Source organism: Brenneria tiliae, assembly GCF_023347575.1.
In the GTDB taxonomy this organism is placed as follows: domain Bacteria; phylum Pseudomonadota; class Gammaproteobacteria; order Enterobacterales; family Enterobacteriaceae; genus Brenneria; species Brenneria corticis.
On the sequence record NZ_JAKPCB010000095.1, the window covers coordinates 1 to 18,381 of the forward strand.

Annotated in this window: 18 protein-coding genes, 2 tRNA genes and 2 other RNA genes; all 22 read right to left on the reverse strand. The window is 55.6% G+C overall.

Annotated elements, in window-relative coordinates:
• Window positions 1–168 precede the first annotated feature (168 nt).
• Entirely contained in the window at window positions 169–483 is a 315-nt protein-coding gene (locus MFP24_RS08595; protein WP_263458447.1) for a type II toxin-antitoxin system RelE/ParE family toxin, read from the reverse strand.
• Window positions 480–734, reverse strand: a complete 255-nt coding sequence (locus MFP24_RS08600) for a type II TA system antitoxin, ParD family (RefSeq protein ID WP_249228835.1) — start codon at window positions 732–734, stop codon at window positions 480–482. The genes MFP24_RS08595 and MFP24_RS08600 overlap by 4 nt, the downstream gene beginning before the upstream one ends.
• Window positions 735–1,011: 277 nt before the next feature.
• A non-coding RNA gene (locus MFP24_RS08605) (RtT sRNA) lies at window positions 1,012–1,141 on the reverse strand.
• 15 nt (window positions 1,142–1,156) lie between these two features.
• Window positions 1,157–1,232: transfer RNA gene (locus tag MFP24_RS08610), tRNA-Lys, on the reverse strand.
• A gap of 36 nt (window positions 1,233–1,268) precedes the next feature.
• Window positions 1,269–1,398: non-coding RNA, RtT sRNA (locus tag MFP24_RS08615), on the reverse strand.
• Between the two features lie 15 nt (window positions 1,399–1,413).
• A tRNA-Lys gene (locus MFP24_RS08620) sits at window positions 1,414–1,489 on the reverse strand.
• A gap of 176 nt (window positions 1,490–1,665) precedes the next feature.
• A complete protein-coding gene (gene cpoB / locus MFP24_RS08625; RefSeq protein ID WP_249228834.1) occupies window positions 1,666–2,427 on the reverse strand; it encodes a cell division protein CpoB in 762 nt (253 codons plus the stop codon).
• Between the two features lie 9 nt (window positions 2,428–2,436).
• Window positions 2,437–2,949, reverse strand: a complete 513-nt coding sequence (gene pal, locus MFP24_RS08630) for a peptidoglycan-associated lipoprotein Pal (RefSeq protein ID WP_009113761.1) — start codon at window positions 2,947–2,949, stop codon at window positions 2,437–2,439.
• 42 nt (window positions 2,950–2,991) lie between these two features.
• Window positions 2,992–4,284 carry a Tol-Pal system beta propeller repeat protein TolB gene (gene tolB, locus MFP24_RS08635; protein ID WP_249228833.1) on the reverse strand — a complete coding sequence of 431 codons (1,293 nt, stop codon included), beginning with the start codon at window positions 4,282–4,284 and terminating at the stop codon, window positions 2,992–2,994.
• 138 nt (window positions 4,285–4,422) lie between these two features.
• On the reverse strand, window positions 4,423–5,586 hold the full coding sequence (gene tolA / locus MFP24_RS08640) for a cell envelope integrity protein TolA (RefSeq protein ID WP_249228832.1): 1,164 nt from the start codon (window positions 5,584–5,586) through the stop codon (window positions 4,423–4,425).
• 56 nt (window positions 5,587–5,642) lie between these two features.
• Window positions 5,643–6,068 carry a colicin uptake protein TolR gene (gene tolR / locus MFP24_RS08645; RefSeq protein WP_249228831.1) on the reverse strand — a complete coding sequence of 142 codons (426 nt, stop codon included), beginning with the start codon at window positions 6,066–6,068 and terminating at the stop codon, window positions 5,643–5,645.
• Between the two features lie 12 nt (window positions 6,069–6,080).
• A complete protein-coding gene (gene tolQ, locus MFP24_RS08650; protein WP_136167962.1) occupies window positions 6,081–6,767 on the reverse strand; it encodes a Tol-Pal system protein TolQ in 687 nt (228 codons plus the stop codon).
• Window positions 6,764–7,168: a tol-pal system-associated acyl-CoA thioesterase gene (gene ybgC / locus MFP24_RS08655; RefSeq protein ID WP_249228830.1), complete on the reverse strand. Its 405-nt coding sequence runs from the start codon at window positions 7,166–7,168 to the stop codon at window positions 6,764–6,766. Before ybgC ends, tolQ begins: the two co-directional genes overlap by 4 nt.
• A 133-nt stretch (window positions 7,169–7,301) precedes the next feature.
• The gene (gene ybgE, locus MFP24_RS08660) at window positions 7,302–7,595 is read right to left on the reverse strand and encodes a cyd operon protein YbgE (protein WP_249228829.1); all 294 of its coding nucleotides are present in this window, start codon (window positions 7,593–7,595) and stop codon (window positions 7,302–7,304) included.
• Window positions 7,592–7,708 (reverse strand): cytochrome bd-I oxidase subunit CydX, encoded by a 117-nt coding sequence (gene cydX / locus MFP24_RS08665; protein ID WP_009113768.1) that lies wholly within the window; start codon window positions 7,706–7,708, stop codon window positions 7,592–7,594. Before cydX ends, ybgE begins: the two co-directional genes overlap by 4 nt.
• 16 nt (window positions 7,709–7,724) lie before the next feature.
• On the reverse strand, window positions 7,725–8,864 hold the full coding sequence (gene cydB, locus MFP24_RS08670; RefSeq protein ID WP_249228828.1) for a cytochrome d ubiquinol oxidase subunit II: 1,140 nt from the start codon (window positions 8,862–8,864) through the stop codon (window positions 7,725–7,727).
• A 13-nt stretch (window positions 8,865–8,877) separates the two neighbouring features.
• Window positions 8,878–10,446 (reverse strand): cytochrome ubiquinol oxidase subunit I, encoded by a 1,569-nt coding sequence (gene cydA / locus MFP24_RS08675; RefSeq protein ID WP_249228827.1) that lies wholly within the window; start codon window positions 10,444–10,446, stop codon window positions 8,878–8,880.
• A gap of 728 nt (window positions 10,447–11,174) precedes the next feature.
• On the reverse strand, window positions 11,175–12,047 hold the full coding sequence (gene sucD, locus MFP24_RS08680; protein WP_249228826.1) for a succinate--CoA ligase subunit alpha: 873 nt from the start codon (window positions 12,045–12,047) through the stop codon (window positions 11,175–11,177).
• Window positions 12,047–13,213 (reverse strand): ADP-forming succinate--CoA ligase subunit beta, encoded by a 1,167-nt coding sequence (gene sucC / locus MFP24_RS08685; RefSeq protein ID WP_249228825.1) that lies wholly within the window; start codon window positions 13,211–13,213, stop codon window positions 12,047–12,049. Before sucC ends, sucD begins: the two co-directional genes overlap by 1 nt.
• 134 nt (window positions 13,214–13,347) lie before the next feature.
• Window positions 13,348–14,571, reverse strand: a complete 1,224-nt coding sequence (gene odhB, locus MFP24_RS08690; RefSeq protein WP_249228824.1) for a 2-oxoglutarate dehydrogenase complex dihydrolipoyllysine-residue succinyltransferase — start codon at window positions 14,569–14,571, stop codon at window positions 13,348–13,350.
• 15 nt (window positions 14,572–14,586) lie between these two features.
• On the reverse strand, window positions 14,587–17,394 hold the full coding sequence (gene sucA, locus MFP24_RS08695; protein WP_249228823.1) for a 2-oxoglutarate dehydrogenase E1 component: 2,808 nt from the start codon (window positions 17,392–17,394) through the stop codon (window positions 14,587–14,589).
• Between the two features lie 267 nt (window positions 17,395–17,661).
• Window positions 17,662–18,378 (reverse strand): succinate dehydrogenase iron-sulfur subunit, encoded by a 717-nt coding sequence (locus tag MFP24_RS08700; RefSeq protein ID WP_249228822.1) that lies wholly within the window; start codon window positions 18,376–18,378, stop codon window positions 17,662–17,664.
• Window positions 18,379–18,381 lie beyond the last annotated feature (3 nt).

Below are 18,381 nucleotides of genomic sequence, written 5' to 3' on the forward strand. Positions count from 1 at the left end.
TCTTTCCCGGTCAGGGCTTGGCCAGACTGGAGCGCTTTCAGCGCTTTGTCGAAATCGAAAGGTTGGGTCATGTATCATTCCTTTTTGGGATATATTACTGGAATGACACGGAATTTCTAACACTCCCATCAGGAATGGTCGGTGGTGGGTCGTCAGGAGAATTTATTTTCAGGCATTCAGTCTTTCCGCCAACCTTGCCATCAGCTCCATACGTTCGTGAAAGATCGCCACAACCAGCACTGGTTCATTCTCTCGCGGCAGGCAGAATACATAATGGTGTTCACAATGCGCCATACGCAGCGTCGGCCAGAGTTCGCTCATGTCCTTGAAAGCTTCATCACCGGCCGCAAGAGCGGTAATGCCGACCTCCAGTTTTTTGATGTAGCTGCGCACCTGCGCATCGCCCCATTGTTTGCGCGTATAACGGATGATACCGCGCATATCGGCTTCCGCCGCATCCGTCAGGACATAATTCCGGGTCAAGAACGCTTGCCTCCGGACAGCTCATCATCAAGGATTTCGCTGATGCTTTTGGCTGAAACCTTTCCAGACAAGCCTTCACTGATACGCTCGCCCAGCAGGTTTTTAAGATCTTCCCATGTCTGGTCAGCATTCGTATCACCGGGGAAAAGTCGTTCTATAGCGTATTGCTTGATTGTCTTGCCTTCCAGCGCCGCCAGGGCTTTCAGGCTCTGGTGTTGATGCTCGGTTATATCGATAGTCAGACGGCTCATAAGATCACCCCCATAAATTACCACAAACCCACATTAGCACAAATACGACTATCCAGTTATGATCGGTTTGGTTTTCTTCGCGGCAAACCATGCTGTCTCGCTCCGCTCGGCTCGAACCTAAACGCAGGTTATTCGTCTCATCCTGAGACTCACCCTTGCAGGGCCAACGCGAGCGTTGTTAAAAATCGTTCCTGACGATTTTTTCTCACCCGCACGACACGTGCAACATGGTAATTTTGAATGAATGTACTTCAGAAAGGGGAAACTTTGCGGATATTGGTGGGTCGTGCAGGATTACTCGGCCTACGGCCTCGCCCTTCGGGCCAACGCTTGACGCGTTGTTCAAAATCGACGATATCGATTTTGTCGAACCTTACGGTTCTCATCCTTCACGATTCTAAGTCACTTTCTTAATTTGAAATTGGTGGGTCGTGCAGGATTCGAACCTGCGACCAATTGATTAAAAGTCAACTGCTCTACCAACTGAGCTAACGACCCGCAATGCGGAACTGCTGAAAAGCCTACTGCTGAAATTGGTGGGTCGTGCAGGATTACTCGGCCTGCGGCCTCGCCCTTCGGGCCAACGCTTGACGCGTTGTTCAAAATCGACGATGTCGATTTTGTCGAACCTTAGGGTTCTCATCCTTCACGATTCTAAACCACTTTCTTAATTTGAAATTGGTGGGTCGTGCAGGATTCGAACCTGCGACCAATTGATTAAAAGTCAACTGCTCTACCAACTGAGCTAACGACCCAAATTTCATGCAGCTTCAGGCATTTCGTTCATGCCTTGGCAACGGCGGCATATATTACTAACTTAAATTTTCAGCGCAACCTATTTTCCATAAAAACGGTTCGACTGCTTATTCTTCGCACGTTCAGGCACAAAAATTGCCCATAAAGAGCAACTTTTGTGCCTGACGAAAGGAGATCAAGAGGCTGATAGACGTTTTTGCGCCTGCTTTGCGCTTTCCGTATTGGGATAGGCTTTTACCACCTGCTGGTAAACGGCTTTGGCTTTATCAAGCTGCCCTTTTTCCTGCATGATCACCCCGACCTTCAGCAGCGCTTCCGCGCTTTTCGGCGATTTGGGGTAGTTTTTTACCACATTGGCAAAGTAGTAGGCGGCATCGTCTTTCTTGCCCTTGTTGTAATTCAACTGCCCGAGCCAGTATTGGGCGTTGGGCTGGTAGGTTGAATCCGGGTATTTCTTGACGAAAGTCTGAAATGCGCTGATGGCCTGATCGTACTGTTTTTTCTCCAGCACCAGGGCGACGGCCTCATTGTAATCGCCGTTTGCATCGCCGGAACCGGTCGGCGCGCTATTGTCGGCGCCGCTATCCGCTGCTGGCGCACTCGGCGTCGGCGTCGCGGCCGGCGATGAGCTTAAGCCATCAATTTGCTGATAAATCTGTTTTTGCCGCTCCACCACCTGATTCAGTTGGTACTGACTTTCCTGAATCTGCCCGCGCAAATTATCGATATCGCGCTGCGTATCGGAAAGCTGTTGCTGAAGTTGGGTTAAAAGCTGACCGTGAGCGTTGGAAATACGCTCCAATTGAGTGACTCGATCTTCCACCGAGCCAGAGCCGGCATTACTGATTGGCGCTGCCTGGGCAGTAGCGGCCCACAGGGCCGCTACGCCAACCAGTAACGACAGACCCAACGAGTGACGTCTGAAGTTACCGATCATGCGATTCTCTTAATATACCAGGACGGCACGACGGTTTTTGGCATAAGCCGCTTCGTCATGACCCAGTACGGCTGGTTTTTCTTTACCGTAAGATACGATAGAGATTTGGTCGGAAGAAACGCCTTTACCCTGCAGGTACATTTGTACCGCATTGGCGCGGCGTTCGCCCAGAGCAATGTTGTATTCCGGCGTACCGCGTTCATCCGCATGACCTTCAATGGTCACTTTGTAAGACGGGTTGCTGCGCAGGAATGCCGCATGCGCGTCCAGCAGTTGAGCGAAATCAGAGCGAATATCGTACTTGTCCAGATCGAAGTAAACGATATTGTTACGCTGTAATTCCTGCACCTGAAGACGAGCCTGCTCGGAAGAAGAGCCACTGCCGTTCTCGAAACCGCTGCCGCTACCGCCGGCGCCGATGGAGGATTGGTCGCTATCCGCATTTTTATTAGAACTACATGCGGCAACTGCCAGTACCGGCAGAGCCAACATCAGGCCTTTCAGCACTTTATTGAATTGCATCTGTTTGTGTCCTTTAAATAGTTTATTGTACATAGTCTGCACTTATAGATACGGCGACCAGGCAGGGAACTTGACCTGTCCATCAGTAGCCGGAAGACGCGCTTTGAAACGCCCATCCGTCGAAACCAGCTGTAACACCGAACCCAGCCCCTGTTTGGAGCTATAGATAACCATGGTGCCATTAGGCGCGATACTTGGCGTTTCGTCCAGGAACGTGTCCGTTAATACTTGCACGGCGCCCGTTACCAGATCCTGTTTGGCAATATGCTGAACGCCGGCGTTGGAGCTCACCATTACCAGAAATTTACCGTCGGCGCTCACTTCAGAATCCTGATTTTGGGCACCTTCCCAAGTCAGACGCTGAGGCGAACCGCCGTTGATATTCGTTTTATAAACCTGAGGACGACCGGCCTGATCCGAAGTATAGGCCAGGGTCTGGTTATCCGGGAACCAGCTGGGTTCGGTGTTATTGCTGCGCCCGTCGGTTACCTGGCTGATTTGACCGGACCCCAGATTCATCACATACAGATTCAGGCTGCCGCTTTTCGACAAGGCAAACGCCAGCTTGCTGCCGTCAGGAGAGAAAGAAGGCGCCCCGTTGTGACGCGGGAAAGAGGCGATCTGGCGGATGGCGCCGTTCGCCAGCGTCTGCACCACCAGCGCCGAACGTCCGCTTTCAAAGGTCACATAGGCCAGTTTGCTGCCGTCCGGCGACCATGCCGGAGACATCAACGGCTCGGGAGAACGGTGAACCACAAACTGGTTATGACCGTCATAGTCCGCAACGCGCAGTTCAAAAGGGAACTGGCCGCCATTGGTCTGCACCACATAGGCGATACGGGTACGGAAGGCGCCCTTGATGCCGCTCAGTTTTTCAAACACCTCGTCGCTGGCGGTATGCGCGGCGTAGCGCAGCCACTGCCTGGTGACCTTGAATTGGTTCTGCGCCAAAACGGTGCCCGGATTAGCGGCGGTATCCACCAGTTGGTAGGAAATAACATAGCTGCCGTCGGCGCTGGGCTGCACCTGTCCGACGACCACGGCATCAATGCCCAGCGCCGTCCAGGCGGCCGGCGTCACTTCGGATGCGGTGGCGGGTTGCTGCGGCATACGGCCGGCTTCAATCGGGTTGAACTTGCCGCTGTTGCGTAAATCGGCGCCGACAATGCCGCCGATATCCTCAGGCGCGGCGCCCGGTCCCGCCCATTTAAAGGGAACAACGCCGATCGGACGCGCCGAGTCCACCCCCTGGGTGATCTCGATGCGCACTTCCGCATGCAGCGCCACGGCCCACAGCATTAAAAAACTTAATGCGACCTTAAGTACCTGCTTCATTTAATCTCCCTTATCCAGACGCAGCGTCTACGATAATTAGCAGAATTTTAACAAAAACAAACCAATGTCAACAAAACACTATAACCTGGTTTGTTTACCATAGTAATAATCTTAAACCCATATCGGTAAACGGCCTGGTTACTGCGGTTTAAAGTCTATCGGCGCATTTTTGAAAGCCTCATACACATCCGAGCTTGGCGGCTTCGGAATTCTGGCCTGTTTCGCCGCGGCAATCGCCGCCTGGCACAAAGCGGGATCGCCGCCCTCGGCATTCACATCAATCAACAGTCCATCCGGCGCCAGTTTGATACGCAACGTGCAGGTCCGCCCTTTATACAGCTGCCAGTCATAAAACTTGTTCTGGATCGCCGCGCGTACCTGACTGCCGTAGCTGTCCAGCGCCGCGCCGGACGCGCCGCTTTGCTTGTTGTTTCCCGTTCCCGCCGGCGCGCCGCCGCCCGATCTGGGCGCGTTTTTTGACGATGCCAGTCCGCCAAGCAGGTCATCAACGGTATTTTCCTGTTTGGCGGCTTCCGCGGCGGCTCGTTTTTTATCTTCCGCCGCTTTTTTAGCCGCGGCGGCGGCCTCGGCTTTCTTCGCGGCCTCTGTCGCCGCCTTTTGCTTCGCCGCATCCGCGGCCGCTTTTTGTTTCGCCAACTCGGCGGCTTTTGCCGCTTCCGCTTTAGCCGCCTCCTGCGCTTTCTGCTTCGCGGCTTCCGCGGCGGCTTTGGCTTCCTCTTCCGCCTTTTTCTTCGCAGCGGCGGCCGCAGCCGCTTGGCGTTGAATTTCTTCTTCGGCTTTTCTCTTCGCGTCGGCGGCGGCCTTCGCCTGCTGTTCCGCTTCCGCCCTGGCTTTGGCCGCGGCGGCCTCGGCCTGTTGCTGCTGTTCTTTCGCCTGCTGCGCGGCCTCTTCAGCCTGCTTGCGCTGCACGGCCTGCTCCTGCGCCTGCCGTTTGGCCTCTTCCTGCGCCTGCAGGCGCTCTTTTTCCAGCTCTTTCAGCCGCTGCTGCTCCGCCGCCTGTTTCTGCTGCAGCTCTTCGGCCTGCTGCTCCGCCTGCCTTTTACGCAGCTGCTCGGAGCGCTGTGCGTCGGTCTGCTGTTGCTGCTGGCGGTTGTATTGCTCGACAACGGCGCTCGGGTCGACCATAACGGCATCAATCGATGAACCGCCGCCGCCTCCGCTGGCATCCATCGTTTGCGTGAATGAACTCCAGATCAGCAAAGCAATCAGTAAGATATGCAGAACCACCGAAATAATAACGGCGCGTTTCAGCTTATCGTTTTGTTCGGTTGCTTTTAGCACAATCGATTCCCAAAAACAGTATTGCCAACAATATGCCCGACGATCGTCACGCTGTTTCAGATCGGTTGCGTCATCAGCCCAACGGATTTGACCCCGGCCTGATGCAGCAGGTTCAGCGCCTTGATGATTTCATCATAAGGAACATCTTTCGCGCCGCCAATCAAAAATACCGCTTTCGGGTTGGCCGCCAGTTGCGCCTGCGCTTCGGCCACCACCTGTTCCGCCGGAAGCTGCTCCATTCGGTTCTGCTCAATCACCAGACTGTATTGCCCTATTCCCGATACTTCAACGATCACCGGAGGATTATCGCTGCCGGAAACCGTCTTTGAATCCGTCGCCTCCGGTAGATCGACCTCCACGCTCTGGGTGATGATGGGGGCCGTCGCCATAAAGATCAGCAACAGCACCAGCAGCACGTCCAGCAGCGGAACAATGTTGATCTCGGATTTCAGTTCACGGCGACCTCTGCGTACTCGTGCCATGATCCCCCCTGATTATTTGCTGTTATCGCTGGAGAAGGCTTGACGATGCAGGATGGCGATAAACTCTTCCATAAAGTTGTCATAGTTCTGCTCCAGCTTGTTCACCCGCTGATTAAGGCGGTTATACGCCATAACCGCGGGGATAGCGGCGAACAGACCGATCGCCGTTGCAATCAACGCCTCAGCGATACCGGGCGCAACCATTTGCAACGTCGCCTGCTTTACCGCCCCCAGGGCGATGAAAGCGTGCATAATCCCCCACACCGTGCCAAACAGGCCGATATACGGGCTGATGGAGCCGACGGTTCCCAAAAACGGAATATGGGTTTCCAACGTCTCCAGCTCACGATTCATGGAAATACGCATCGCCCGCGACGCCCCTTCCACCACCGCTTCCGGCGCGTGGTTGTTGGCGCGATGCAGACGAGCAAACTCTTTGAACCCGGAATAGAAGATTTGTTCTGTTCCCGTCAGACTGTCGCGCCGCGTCTGACTCTCCTGATACAGGCGAGACAGCTCGATACCTGACCAAAATTTATCTTCAAACGCTTCAGCATCGCGCGTCGCCGCATTCAGGATACGGGTGCGCTGGATGATGATCGCCCAGGAAGCAATGGAAAAACAGATTAAAATCAGCATGATTAGTTTGACCAGAAGGCTTGCCTTCAGGAACAAATCAAGAACATTCATGTCAGTCACTGCTTGAACTCCGCGACAATAGACTTAGGAAGCGCGATTGGCTTCATTTGGTGTGGATCGATGCATGCGACCAAAACTTCAGCTTGACTCAGCAAGCTGCCGCATGAATTGAGAATGCGCTGTGAGAAAGTCAGAGAAGCGCCGCGCATCGCGATGATTTCGCTTTGCACTTCCAACAGATCGTCAAGGCGCGCGGGAACAAAATACTCCACCGACATGCGGCGAACGACAAAAGCAATATGTTCGCTCATCAACGCCTGCTGGTGAAAATTGCGTTCACGCAACATTTCCGTTCTGGCCCGCTCATAAAAGGCGACATAACGCGCGTGATAAACAACACCACCTGCATCAGTATCTTCAAAGTAGACCCGAACTGGCCAGCAGAATAACGTCTTACTCACTCTACATCCCGGCAATGCTATAAACATCGTTACTATACGCAAGAGGAATGAGGTTGGGAATGGATTGCAACAGCGGAAAGAAAATAATTATGGGTTGCAGACAACCCATAACCAAATGGAATAGTCGGCGGGATTAGCTGAAAAAGTAGTACAGGCCGAGCGCCAGAATGACAAAGGCCGGAAGCGGACTGAAAAAGGCGCGCCAGCACAATCGCCGCGGGCGGAAACCCACCCCGTGGATCACGCCGGCGCACACCGCCCAGATCAGCAGCAGCCCCTGCCATACCGATAATTCGCTGGTTCTTGCCGCAAAGCGGGCGGGATCCCAGAAAACACACCCGGCCGCCGCCAGCGCCATGATCAGGGAAAGAGCCCGAATCGGGCTCTTATCCATCAGGCGGTATAGCTTATCCACCAGATCGCTCATTGCGTTTTATCGTCGGTCGCTTTGCTTGCCTCGCTTTGCTCAAGCGCCAGGGCGGTAATAATCCCCAGCGAGCAAGCAAGAAGCGTTCCGAGTATCCAGGCAAAATACCACATAAATTAAGCTCCTTACTTAGTACAGCGAGTGGGTGTTCTGCTCAATATGTTCTTTGGTAATCCGTCCGAACATTTTGTAGTAACACCACGCGGTATAGGAAAGCACAATCGGGACGAAGATAATCGCCACCACCGTCATCACTTTCAGGGTCAGCAGGCTTGAGGTCGCATCCCACATCGTCAGGCTGACGTTGGGCGCGGTGACCGACGGCATAATGAACGGAAACATCGCCACGCCCGCCGTCAGAATCACGCACGCAATGGTCAGGGATGAGAACAGGAACGCGAACGCGCCTTTCTCCAGCCGGGCGAAAATGATGGTCAGCAGCGGTAACGCCACGCCCAGCACAGGGATCGCCCACAGCACCGGATGATTGTTGAAGTTAATCAACCAGGCGCCCGCCTGATGAGCGACTTCTTTATGCAGTGGGTTGGACTCGGCCGCGGTATTGATGGCGGAAGTCACCACATAACCGTCAATGCCGTAAACCACCCAGACGCCCGCCAGAGCGAAAGCCACCAGCATGGCCAGCGCGGAAAGCTGCGCCACCGATTTTGAACGCACGTGCAAATCGCCGGTGGTGCGCATCATCAGATAGGTCGCCCCCTGCGCCACGATCATCGTCAGGCTGACAATGCCGGCCAGTAACCCGAACGGGTTCAGCAGTTGGAAGAAGTTTCCGGTGTAGTACAGACGCAGATACTCGTCGACATGGAAGGGAACGCCCTGCAACAGGTTGCCGAAGGCCACGCCGATAACCACCGGCGGCACAAAGCTGCCGATAAACAGGCCCCAGTCCCACATGCCGCGCCAGCGCGGATCTTCAATTTTGGAACGATAGTCAAAACCGACGGGCCGGAAGAACAGCGACGCCAGCACCAGGATCATGGCGATGTAGAAACCGGAAAACGCCGCGGCGTAGACCATCGGCCAGGCGGCGAACAGCGCGCCGCCGGCGGTGATCAGCCAGACCTGGTTGCCGTCCCAGTGCGGGGCGATGCTGTTGATCATTATACGGCGCTCGGTATCGCCCCGGCCCATCAGCCGGACCAATATCCCTACGCCCATATCAAAACCATCGGTGACGGCGAAACCAATCAGCAGAATGCCGATCAACAGCCACCAGATAAAACGCAACACTTCATATTCAAACATAGTGGACTCCTGTTTACCGTGCTTCCTGCGCAACCGTCAGCGGCTGTTCAAAGTGATAGCGCCCCGTTTTCAGGCTGCTTGGCCCCAGACGCGCGTATTTGAACATCAGATACATTTCCGCCACCAGGAACAGCGTATACAGACCGCAAATCAGCGCCATAGAGAACAGGATATCCCCCGCGGTGAGTGACGACGTCGCGACCGCGGTCGGCAGTATTTCACCGATAGCCCAGGGTTGACGCCCGTATTCGGCCACGAACCAGCCCGCTTCCACCGCAATCCACGGCAAAGGGATGCCGTACAACGCGGCGCGGTGCAGCCATTTTCTTTCGCCGATTTTGCCGCGCAGCACGGTCCAGAAAGAGAGGCCGATGATCAGCAGCATCAGGATGCCGCACGCCACCATTATGCGGAAAGAGATATACAGCGGCGCCACGCGCGGAATCGAGTCCTTGGTGGCCTGCTGAATTTGCGCTTCGGTCGCGTCGGAAACCTGCGGCGTATAGCGTTTCAGCAGCAGACCGTACCCCAGATCCTGTTTAGACTGGTTAAACGCTTCTTTAACCGCGGGATCGGTATTCCCGGCGCGCAGTTCCTGCAGCAGTTGGTAAGCCTTCATGCCGTTGCGGATACGAACCTGATGCTGTTCCATCAGATCTTTCAGGCCGGTCACCTGCTTATCGGTGGAACGCGTGGCGATCAAACCAAGAACATAGGGGATACGAATAGCATAATCGTTTTCCATGGTGCCTTGATTCGGCAGGCCGATCAGCGTGAATGAAGCCGGCGCCGGCTGGGTTTCCCATTCGGCTTCTATCGCGGCCAGCTTGGTTTTCTGCACGTCGCCCATTTCATAGCCGGATTCGTCGCCCAGTACAATAACGGAGAGCACGGAAGCCAGACCGAAACTGGCGGCGATGGCGAAGGAGCGTTTGGCAAAGGCGATGTCGCGGCCTTTCAGCAGATAGTAAGAACTGATGCCCAGAATAAACATGGCGCCGGTGCAATAGCCCGCGGCGACGGTGTGAACGAATTTCACCTGAGCGACCGGGTTCAGCACCAGATCGGCGAAGCTCACCATTTCCATGCGCATGGTTTCAAAGTTGAAATCAGAGGCGATGGGGTTTTGCATCCAGCCGTTGGCCACCAGGATCCACAGCGCGGAGAAGTTGGAGCCCAGCGCGACCAGCCAGGTAACCGCCATATGCTGAACTTTCCCCAGCCGGTCCCAGCCGAAAAAGAACAGGCCGACGAAGGTGGACTCGAGGAAGAACGCCATCAGGCCTTCAATGGCCAGCGGAGCGCCGAAAATATCTCCGACGTAATGGGAGAAATAGGACCAGTTGGTGCCGAACTGAAATTCCATCGTCAGTCCGGTGGCAACGCCGAGGGCAAAGTTGATTGCAAATAACTTGCCCCAGAACTTGGTCATATCTTTATAGATTTGTTTGCCCGACAGCACATATACCGTTTCCATAATCGCCAGCAAAAACGCCATCCCCAGCGTTAATGGCACGAATAGAAAATGGTACATTGCGGTTAAGGCAAACTGTAAGCGTGACAGTTCGACTATATCAAACATCTTGACTCCTTGCTCCTCGCAGGAAGGTTTTAGCTTGCAGGATCTGACAAGCCACTAAACACCCGTCAGTAAACACTCAAAAAGAACACAACAAGAAATTGCTTCAGCACTGGCTTTAACAAACGCCGCGCTATCGCCCGGCGCATCCAACGGCAAGCCAAAGAAAAATCACAAATATTACAGGTCCAATCCTAAGCCCCAAGACTGAGTGACGGTATATTACGCCTCTAATCCCCTACAATAAATAGGTTTTTACGTGACCCAGATTGGATTTTTAGTTTCAAATCAACTTTCCTGCTAACTATGTTGCCAGCAATAATTGACCTGGCGCAATTTAATCTCATTTCTAAAAATATATCCATAGGCAGAGTTTGATCTAAAACAAATTCCCCTTTTTTTGTTAATTAAGGGGTTATATTAATTCCGCCCAGCCCACATTGTTAACGCAATGTATTTTTATGGTTGATATAAAAACCAATTCGGTAATATATTTTTTACTTTAACAGCGTCTATTGATGCGTACTGCCGTTGTCCCCCTTTAGCTAATTCCCTCTATTTATAGACTATAATTAAGTGCTTTAATTGTTAGCGCATTGTTGCAATAAATTAACAATGCTCATTACCGGTTATAAACCGACTGAATAGGCTGGTTTTCCCGATAAAAAAGGCCACCCGGAGGTGGCCAAACATGTCGAACTTTGCCAGGGTAATAGGTTGTTATTGCCGCATCAGCGGGACAGCACCGCTTTGACCGCCTCGCCGATATCGGCCAGACTGCGCACCGTTTTCACCCCGGCGGCGTCCAAAGCCGCAAACTTGTCATCGGCGGTGCCTTTGCCGCCGGCGATAATCGCCCCGGCATGCCCCATCCGTTTACCTTTGGGAGCGGTTACCCCCGCAATATAGCTAATCACCGGTTTGGTCACGTGATCCTTGATATAGGCCGCGGCCTCTTCCTCGGCGGTTCCGCCGATTTCACCGATCATCACAATCGCTTCCGTTTGCGGGTCCTGCTCGAACAGCCGCAGGATATCGATAAAGCTGGAGCCGGGAATAGGGTCGCCGCCGATACCCACGCAGCTGGATTGCCCCAGCCCGGCGTCGGTGGTCTGCTTGACCGCTTCGTAAGTCAGGGTGCCGGAACGGGAGACGATCCCCACTTTGCCCGGCAGATGGATATGGCCCGGCATGATGCCGATCTTGCATTCACCCGGCGTGATGACCCCCGGACAGTTCGGGCCGATCATCCGCACGCCGCTCTGCTCCAGCTTGACCTTCACGCTCAGCATATCCAGCGTCGGGATCCCTTCGGTGATGCAGATAATCAGTTCGATGCCGGCGTCGATGGCTTCCAGAATCGAATCTTTGCAAAACGGCGCGGGAACGTAGATAACCGAGGCGGTAGCGCCGGTCGCGTCAATGGCTTCACGCACGGTATTGAACACCGGCAGCCCCAGATGTTCGCTGCCGCCTTTGCCCGGCGTTACGCCGCCGACCATCTGCGTGCCGTAAGCAAGCGCTTGCTCCGAGTGAAACGTCCCCTGACTGCCGGTAAAACCCTGGCAGATGACTTTGGTGTTTTTATCGATCAGAATGGACATTATTTCTCCTCCGTCGCGGCCACGACCTGCTGCGCCGCATCCGTCAGGCTGGTGGCGGCAATAATATTCAAGCCGCTGTCGGCCAGCTTTTTGGCGCCAAGATCGGCGTTATTCCCTTCCAGACGCACCACCACCGGGACATTGACCCCCACTTCGGCAACCGCGCCGATGATGCCGTCGGCGATCAAATCGCAACGCACGATGCCGCCAAAGATATTGACCAGTACGGCTTTGACCTTGTCGTCGGACAGGATGATTTTGAACGCCTCGGTCACCCGCTCTTTGGTGGCGCCGCCCCCCACGTCAAGGAAGTTGGCCGGCGCCCCGCCGTGCAGCTTGACGATGTCCATCGTCCCCATCGCCAGACCGGCGCCGTTCACCATACAGCCGATATTGCCGTCCAACGCCACATAGTTCAGCTCCCACTGGGCGGCGTGCGCTTCGCGGGAGTCTTCCTGGCTCGGGTCGCGCATTTCGCGCAGCTCGGGCTGACGGAACAGGGCGTTGCCGTCGGCCGCCAGCTTGCCGTCCAGACAGATCAAATCGCCCTGTTTGGTAATCACCAGCGGGTTGATCTCCACCAGCGCCAGATCGCGCTCCAGAAACATCGTCGCCAGCCCCATAAAGATTTTGGTGAACTGGGCCACCTGTTTGCCGCTCAGGCCCAGCTTAAAGGCCAGTTCGCGCCCCTGATAGGGCTGCGGCCCGGTCAGCGGATCCAGCGCCGCTTTATAAATCAGTTCGGGGGTTTCTTCCGCGACCTTTTCGATCTCCACGCCGCCTTCGGTGGAGGCCATAAACACCACGCGACGGCTGCCGCGGTCGACCACGGCCCCCAGATAGAGCTCCTGGTCAATCTCCGTCGCCGCTTCCACCAGAATCTGATGAACGGGCTGCCCTTGCGCATCGGTTTGATACGTCACCAGGTTTCTACCCAGCCAGCTTTCAGCGAATGCGCGGATATCTTCCTTGTTGCCGACGACTTTCACCCCGCCCGCTTTACCGCGACCGCCGGCGTGAACCTGGCATTTGACCACCCACGGGCCCGCGCCGATTTTCGAGGCGGCTTCTTCCGCTTCGCGCGGGGTCGTACAGGCATAGCCGACCGGCGCCGGTAGCCCATACCGAGCAAATAGCTGTTTTGCCTGATATTCATGTAGATTCATGATGTTCTATCCATCTAAGTTTAAAGATAAGTCAGTGACTTTCTTATATTTTTTTGATGATGCCGCAAACAGAACGGCCTGCATAGCACATAAATGAAGGGCGGCGGGCAGTCGTGCCCCGCCGCCCGGGCGAATCAGATATCCAACAGTAGACGAGTGGGATCTTCCAGCAACTCCTTCACCGTTACCAGGAAGCTTACGGATTCGCGTCCATCGATCAGGCGATGATCGTAGGAGAGCGCCAGATACATCATGGGCAGGATGACCACCTGACCGTCCACCGCCATCGGCCGATCTTTAATCGCATGCATGCCGAGGATGGCGCTTTGCGGCGGGTTGATGATCGGAGTGGACATCAGCGAGCCGAAGACGCCGCCGTTGGTAATAGTGAAATTACCGCCGGTGAGTTCTTCAACCGTCAACTTGCCGTCGCGGCCTTTTACCGCCAGCTCTTTGATCTTCTTCTCAATGTCGGCCATGCCCAGCGCATCGACGTCATGCAGTACCGGGGTCACCAGACCGCGCGGCGTCGATACCGCGATGCTGACGTCGAAATAGTTATGATAAACCACATCTTCGCCGTCAATGGAGGCGTTGACTTCCGGGAAACGCTTCAGCGCTTCAACCACCGCTTTAAGGTAGAAAGACATAAAGCCCAGACGGATACCGTGGCGCTTCTCGAACACCTCGCCGTACTGCTTGCGCAGATCCATAATGGGCTTCATGTTGACTTCGTTGAACGTGGTCAACATGGCGGTGCTGTTTTTCGCTTCCAGCAGACGTTCCGCCACCCGTTTGCGCAGGCGCGTCATCGGCACGCGTTTTTCGCTGCGCGCCCCCAGCGCCGGGGCCGGGGCTGACGGCGCGGCGGGTTTATCCTCTTTCCTGGCCTCTTGCTTGCTCGCGGCCAGATGCTTGTCAACGTCTTCCCGGGTGATGCGCCCCCCGACGCCGCTGCCTTTAATGGCGGCGGCATCCAGGTCGTGCTCGGCAATCAGACGGCGGATCGCCGGGCTGAGCGCATCGCTGCTCTGCTCTTCCAGCGCGGCCGTGTGGCGCTGCGCCGGATTGGCCTCTTTGGTCTGCGACTTTTCGCTGGTTTCCTTACCGGAGCTGTCGCCCCGGCGCAGGCGGCCCAGCACCTGACGCGCCGTCACCGTGGCGCCTTCCTCTTCCAGCACCGCATCCAGAATACCGGCTTCGGATGCCGGCACTTCCAGTATGACTTTGTCGGTTTCAATCTCGACCAGCACCTCATCACGCTGGACGCTGTCGCCCGGTTTTTTATGCCAGGTCGCCACCGTGGCGTCAGCGACGGATTCGGGCAGGTCGGGGACGAGAATATCTACGCTACTCATTATCTATCCTTTTATTTAATCAACGTTCAGCGCGTCATTAACCAGATCTTGCTGCTGTTTCTGGTGTACGGAAAAATAGCCCACCGCGGGTGAAGCGGAAGCTGGACGTCCGGCGTAACGTAAAGAAGCCCCAAACGGAATAACTTCACGGAAATGATGCTGGCTGCAATACCAGGCCCCCTGATTCAGCGGCTCTTCCTGACACCACACGAAATCGTGCACCTGGGAGAATGGCTCCAGCGCCGCCTGCACCGCCTGGTGCGGGAAGGGATAAAGCTGTTCGATACGCACCACAGCCACATCTTTTTGATCATTTTTGCGCCGCTGCTCCACCAGATCATAATAAACCTTGCCGGAACAGAGCACGACGCGTTTGACCGCCTTGGGATCCAGATCGTCGACTTCGCCAATCGCCGGCTGGAAATGACCGTCGGCCAGATCTTCCAGCGAGGAGATCGCCAGCGGATGACGCAACAGCGATTTCGGCGACATGACGATCAGCGGACGACGCATGCCGCGCAGCGCCTGACGGCGCAGCATGTGATACACCTGGGCCGGCGTGGAAGGAATGCACACCTGCATATTCTGTTCGGCGCACAGCTGCAGGTAGCGTTCGAGCCTGGCCGAGGAGTGTTCCGGCCCCTGCCCTTCATAGCCGTGCGGCAGCAGCATCACCAGTCCGCACATCCGCCCCCACTTTTGTTCGCCGGAGCTGATGAACTGGTCGATAACCACCTGCGCGCCGTTGGCGAAGTCGCCGAACTGCGCTTCCCAGATGGTCAGGGTGCGCGGCTCCGCCGTGGCATAGCCGTATTCAAACGCCAGCACCGCCTCTTCGGAAAGCACCGAGTCCCAGACGTTGAAGGTTCCCTGGGCGTTATGCACATGCTCCAGCGGCGTATAGCCGGAACCGTTTTTCTGATTATGCACCACCGCATGGCGATGGAAGAAGGTGCCGCGGCCGGTGTCTTCACCCGACAGCCGTATCGAAATCCCCTCGTCAACCAGGGTGGCGTACGACAGCATTTCCGCCGCGCCCCAGTCAAACGGCTTATTGCCGTTCGCCATTTCAGCGCGGTCGTTATACACCTTGGCGACCCGCGGCTGCATTTCTATCGCCTCCGGGATCTCGCTGATGCGCTTGGCCAGTTCCTGCAAACGCTTCATCTCGACCTTGCTGGGATAGGGTTCGTCCCACTCGTGGTTGAGATAGGGCGACCAGGTGAAGGACTGCATGTCCATCTCGCGCCACTCTTCCACCACGCAGTCGCCGCCGTCCAGCGCGTCGCGGTACAGGTTGACCAGCTCGGTGGCGTCTTCCAGCGTGACCACCTGCTGCTGTTCCAGACGGTCCGCATACACTTTGCGCGGCGTCGGATGTTTTTTGATTTTCTGGTACATCATCGGCTGGGTGGCGCTAGGCTCGTCCGCCTCGTTATGACCGTGACGGCGGTAGCAGATCAGGTCGATAAACACGTCGCGCTTAAAGGTGTTGCGGAAATCCAGCGCCAGACGGGTAACGAAGGCCACCGCTTCCGGATCGTCCGAATTAACGTGGAAAATCGGCGCCTGCACCATTTTACCGATATCGGTGCAGTATTCCGTGGAGCGGATATCCAGCAGGTTCGAGGTGGTGAAACCGATGCGGTTGTTGATGACGATACGCAGCGTGCCGCCGACTTCATAACCGCGCACCTTGGACATGTTGAGCGTTTCCTGCACCACGCCCTGCCCGCTGATGGCCGCATCGCCATGAATGGTCACCGGCAGCACCAGCGTATCAACCGGATTGTCCAGCCGGTCGAGCCGGGCGCGTACCGAGCCGGTCACCACCGGGCTGACGATCTCCAGATGGGAAGGGTTGAACGCCAGCGCCAGATGCACCAGCCCGCCTTCCGTTTCCAGATCGGAGGAGAATCCCTGATGGTATTTCACATCGCCGGTGCCCAGGTGCTCTTTATGCTTGCCGGAAAATTCATCGAACAAATCCTGCGGTTTTTTTCCCACCACGTTGACCAGTACGTTCAGGCGGCCGCGGTGCGCCATGCCGAGAACCACTTCGCGCGTGCCGTTTTTGCCCGCATGACGGACCATCTCTTTCAGCATCGGCACCAGGGCGTCGCCCCCTTCCAGCGAGAAGCGCTTGGCGCCGGGGAACTTGGCGCCGAGGTAACGCTCCAGGCCTTCCGCCGCGGTCAGCTCCTTCAGGAAACACCTTTTCTCTTCGGCGCTGAACGAGGGCTGCCCCACCACCGACTCGATGCGGTGCTGGATCCAGCGTTTTTCTTCCGTATTGGTGATGTGCATATACTCCGCGCCGATCGGCCCGCAGTAGGTCTGTTTCAGCGCCTGATACAGTTCGCCCAGCTGCATGGTGTCCTTGCCGATGGCGAACGACCCCACGTTAAAGGTTTCCTGCAAATCATCCTGCGTCAGATTGTGGTAATCGAGATCCAATTCGGGCACCGGGATCTGGGGGCGCAAATTCAAGGGATCGAGATTAGCCTGCTGGTGGCCGCGAAAGCGGAAGGCGTTGATAAGCTGCAACACCTTGACCTGCTTCGCATCGCTGTCAGGGTCGGTAACCGATGAGGTGTGACGTGAAGACTCTTTCGCCAGGCGGCGAAAATATTCACGGGTTTTGGAGTGGAGTTGATCCGGTTTAATCCCAGCCGTAGGCAACTGCTGGAAAATCGATCGCCAGCTGAGATCGATAGAATCCGGGTCGGTTAAAAAATCTTCATAGAGCTGCTCTATGTAGGACTGGTTCGCGCCCGCCAGATAGGAGGAATCCAGCCAGGCCTTCATTGCGCCGTTCTGCATCATGATCCCTTAAGCTAATAAGCTTCAGTTTTCGCCGTGGTTAACATGTCATCGTGTCGTATAAAATCGGTTACCGTAAAGGGTTCACTTGCCGTAGGTCAGTACCGGCGGGGAATCCATTACCCGTTAAGGAACCTTTAAAAACCGGTTCTGGCGCCTGAGCCCGCTTTTAAAGGTTTCCTGTCATCCCCCGCCGCATCCGCCGCGGGGGATGATATCCGTAACAATCCGCTAATCAAACAATCCGCTAAATAAACAACGCGCTGGTTACGCGCTACGCTGCAACAGCATGGACTTAATGTGGCCGATCGCCCGCGTCGGGTTAAGCCCTTTCGGACAAACACTGACGCAATTCATAATGCTGTGACAGCGGAATACGCTGAAAGCATCGTCCAGATTTTCCAGTCTGGGCTGGGTTTCCGTATCGCGACTGTCGATCAGGAAGCGGTACGCGGCCAGCAGGCCCGCCGGCCCGACGAACTTGTCCGGGTTCCACCAGAACGACGGACAAGAGGTTGAACAACAGGCGCACATGATGCATTCATATAAGCCATCCAGTTTCGCGCGCTGCTCCGGCGACTGCAAATGCTCGCGCGCCGGAGGATTTCTTCCATTATTCAACAGGTAAGGTTTTATTTTCTCATATTGGGCATAGAATTGCCCCATGTCCACCACCAAATCACGCACCACCGGCAATCCGGGCAGCGGGCGGACGACGATTTTATGGTTTCCGCGCCGCAGCGCCGAAATCGGCGTGATGCAGGCCAGCCCGTTTTTACCGTTCATATTAACACCGTCCGAGCCGCAAACCCCCTCGCGGCATGAACGGCGGAACGACAGCGTCGGATCCTGCTCCTTCAGCAGAATCAGCGCGTCCAGCAGCATCATGTCATGCCCCTCTTCCGCTTCCAACCGGTAGTCCTGCATCCGCGGCGCATCATCCACGTCCGGGTTATAACGATAAATAGAAAATTCGAGTTTCATCAA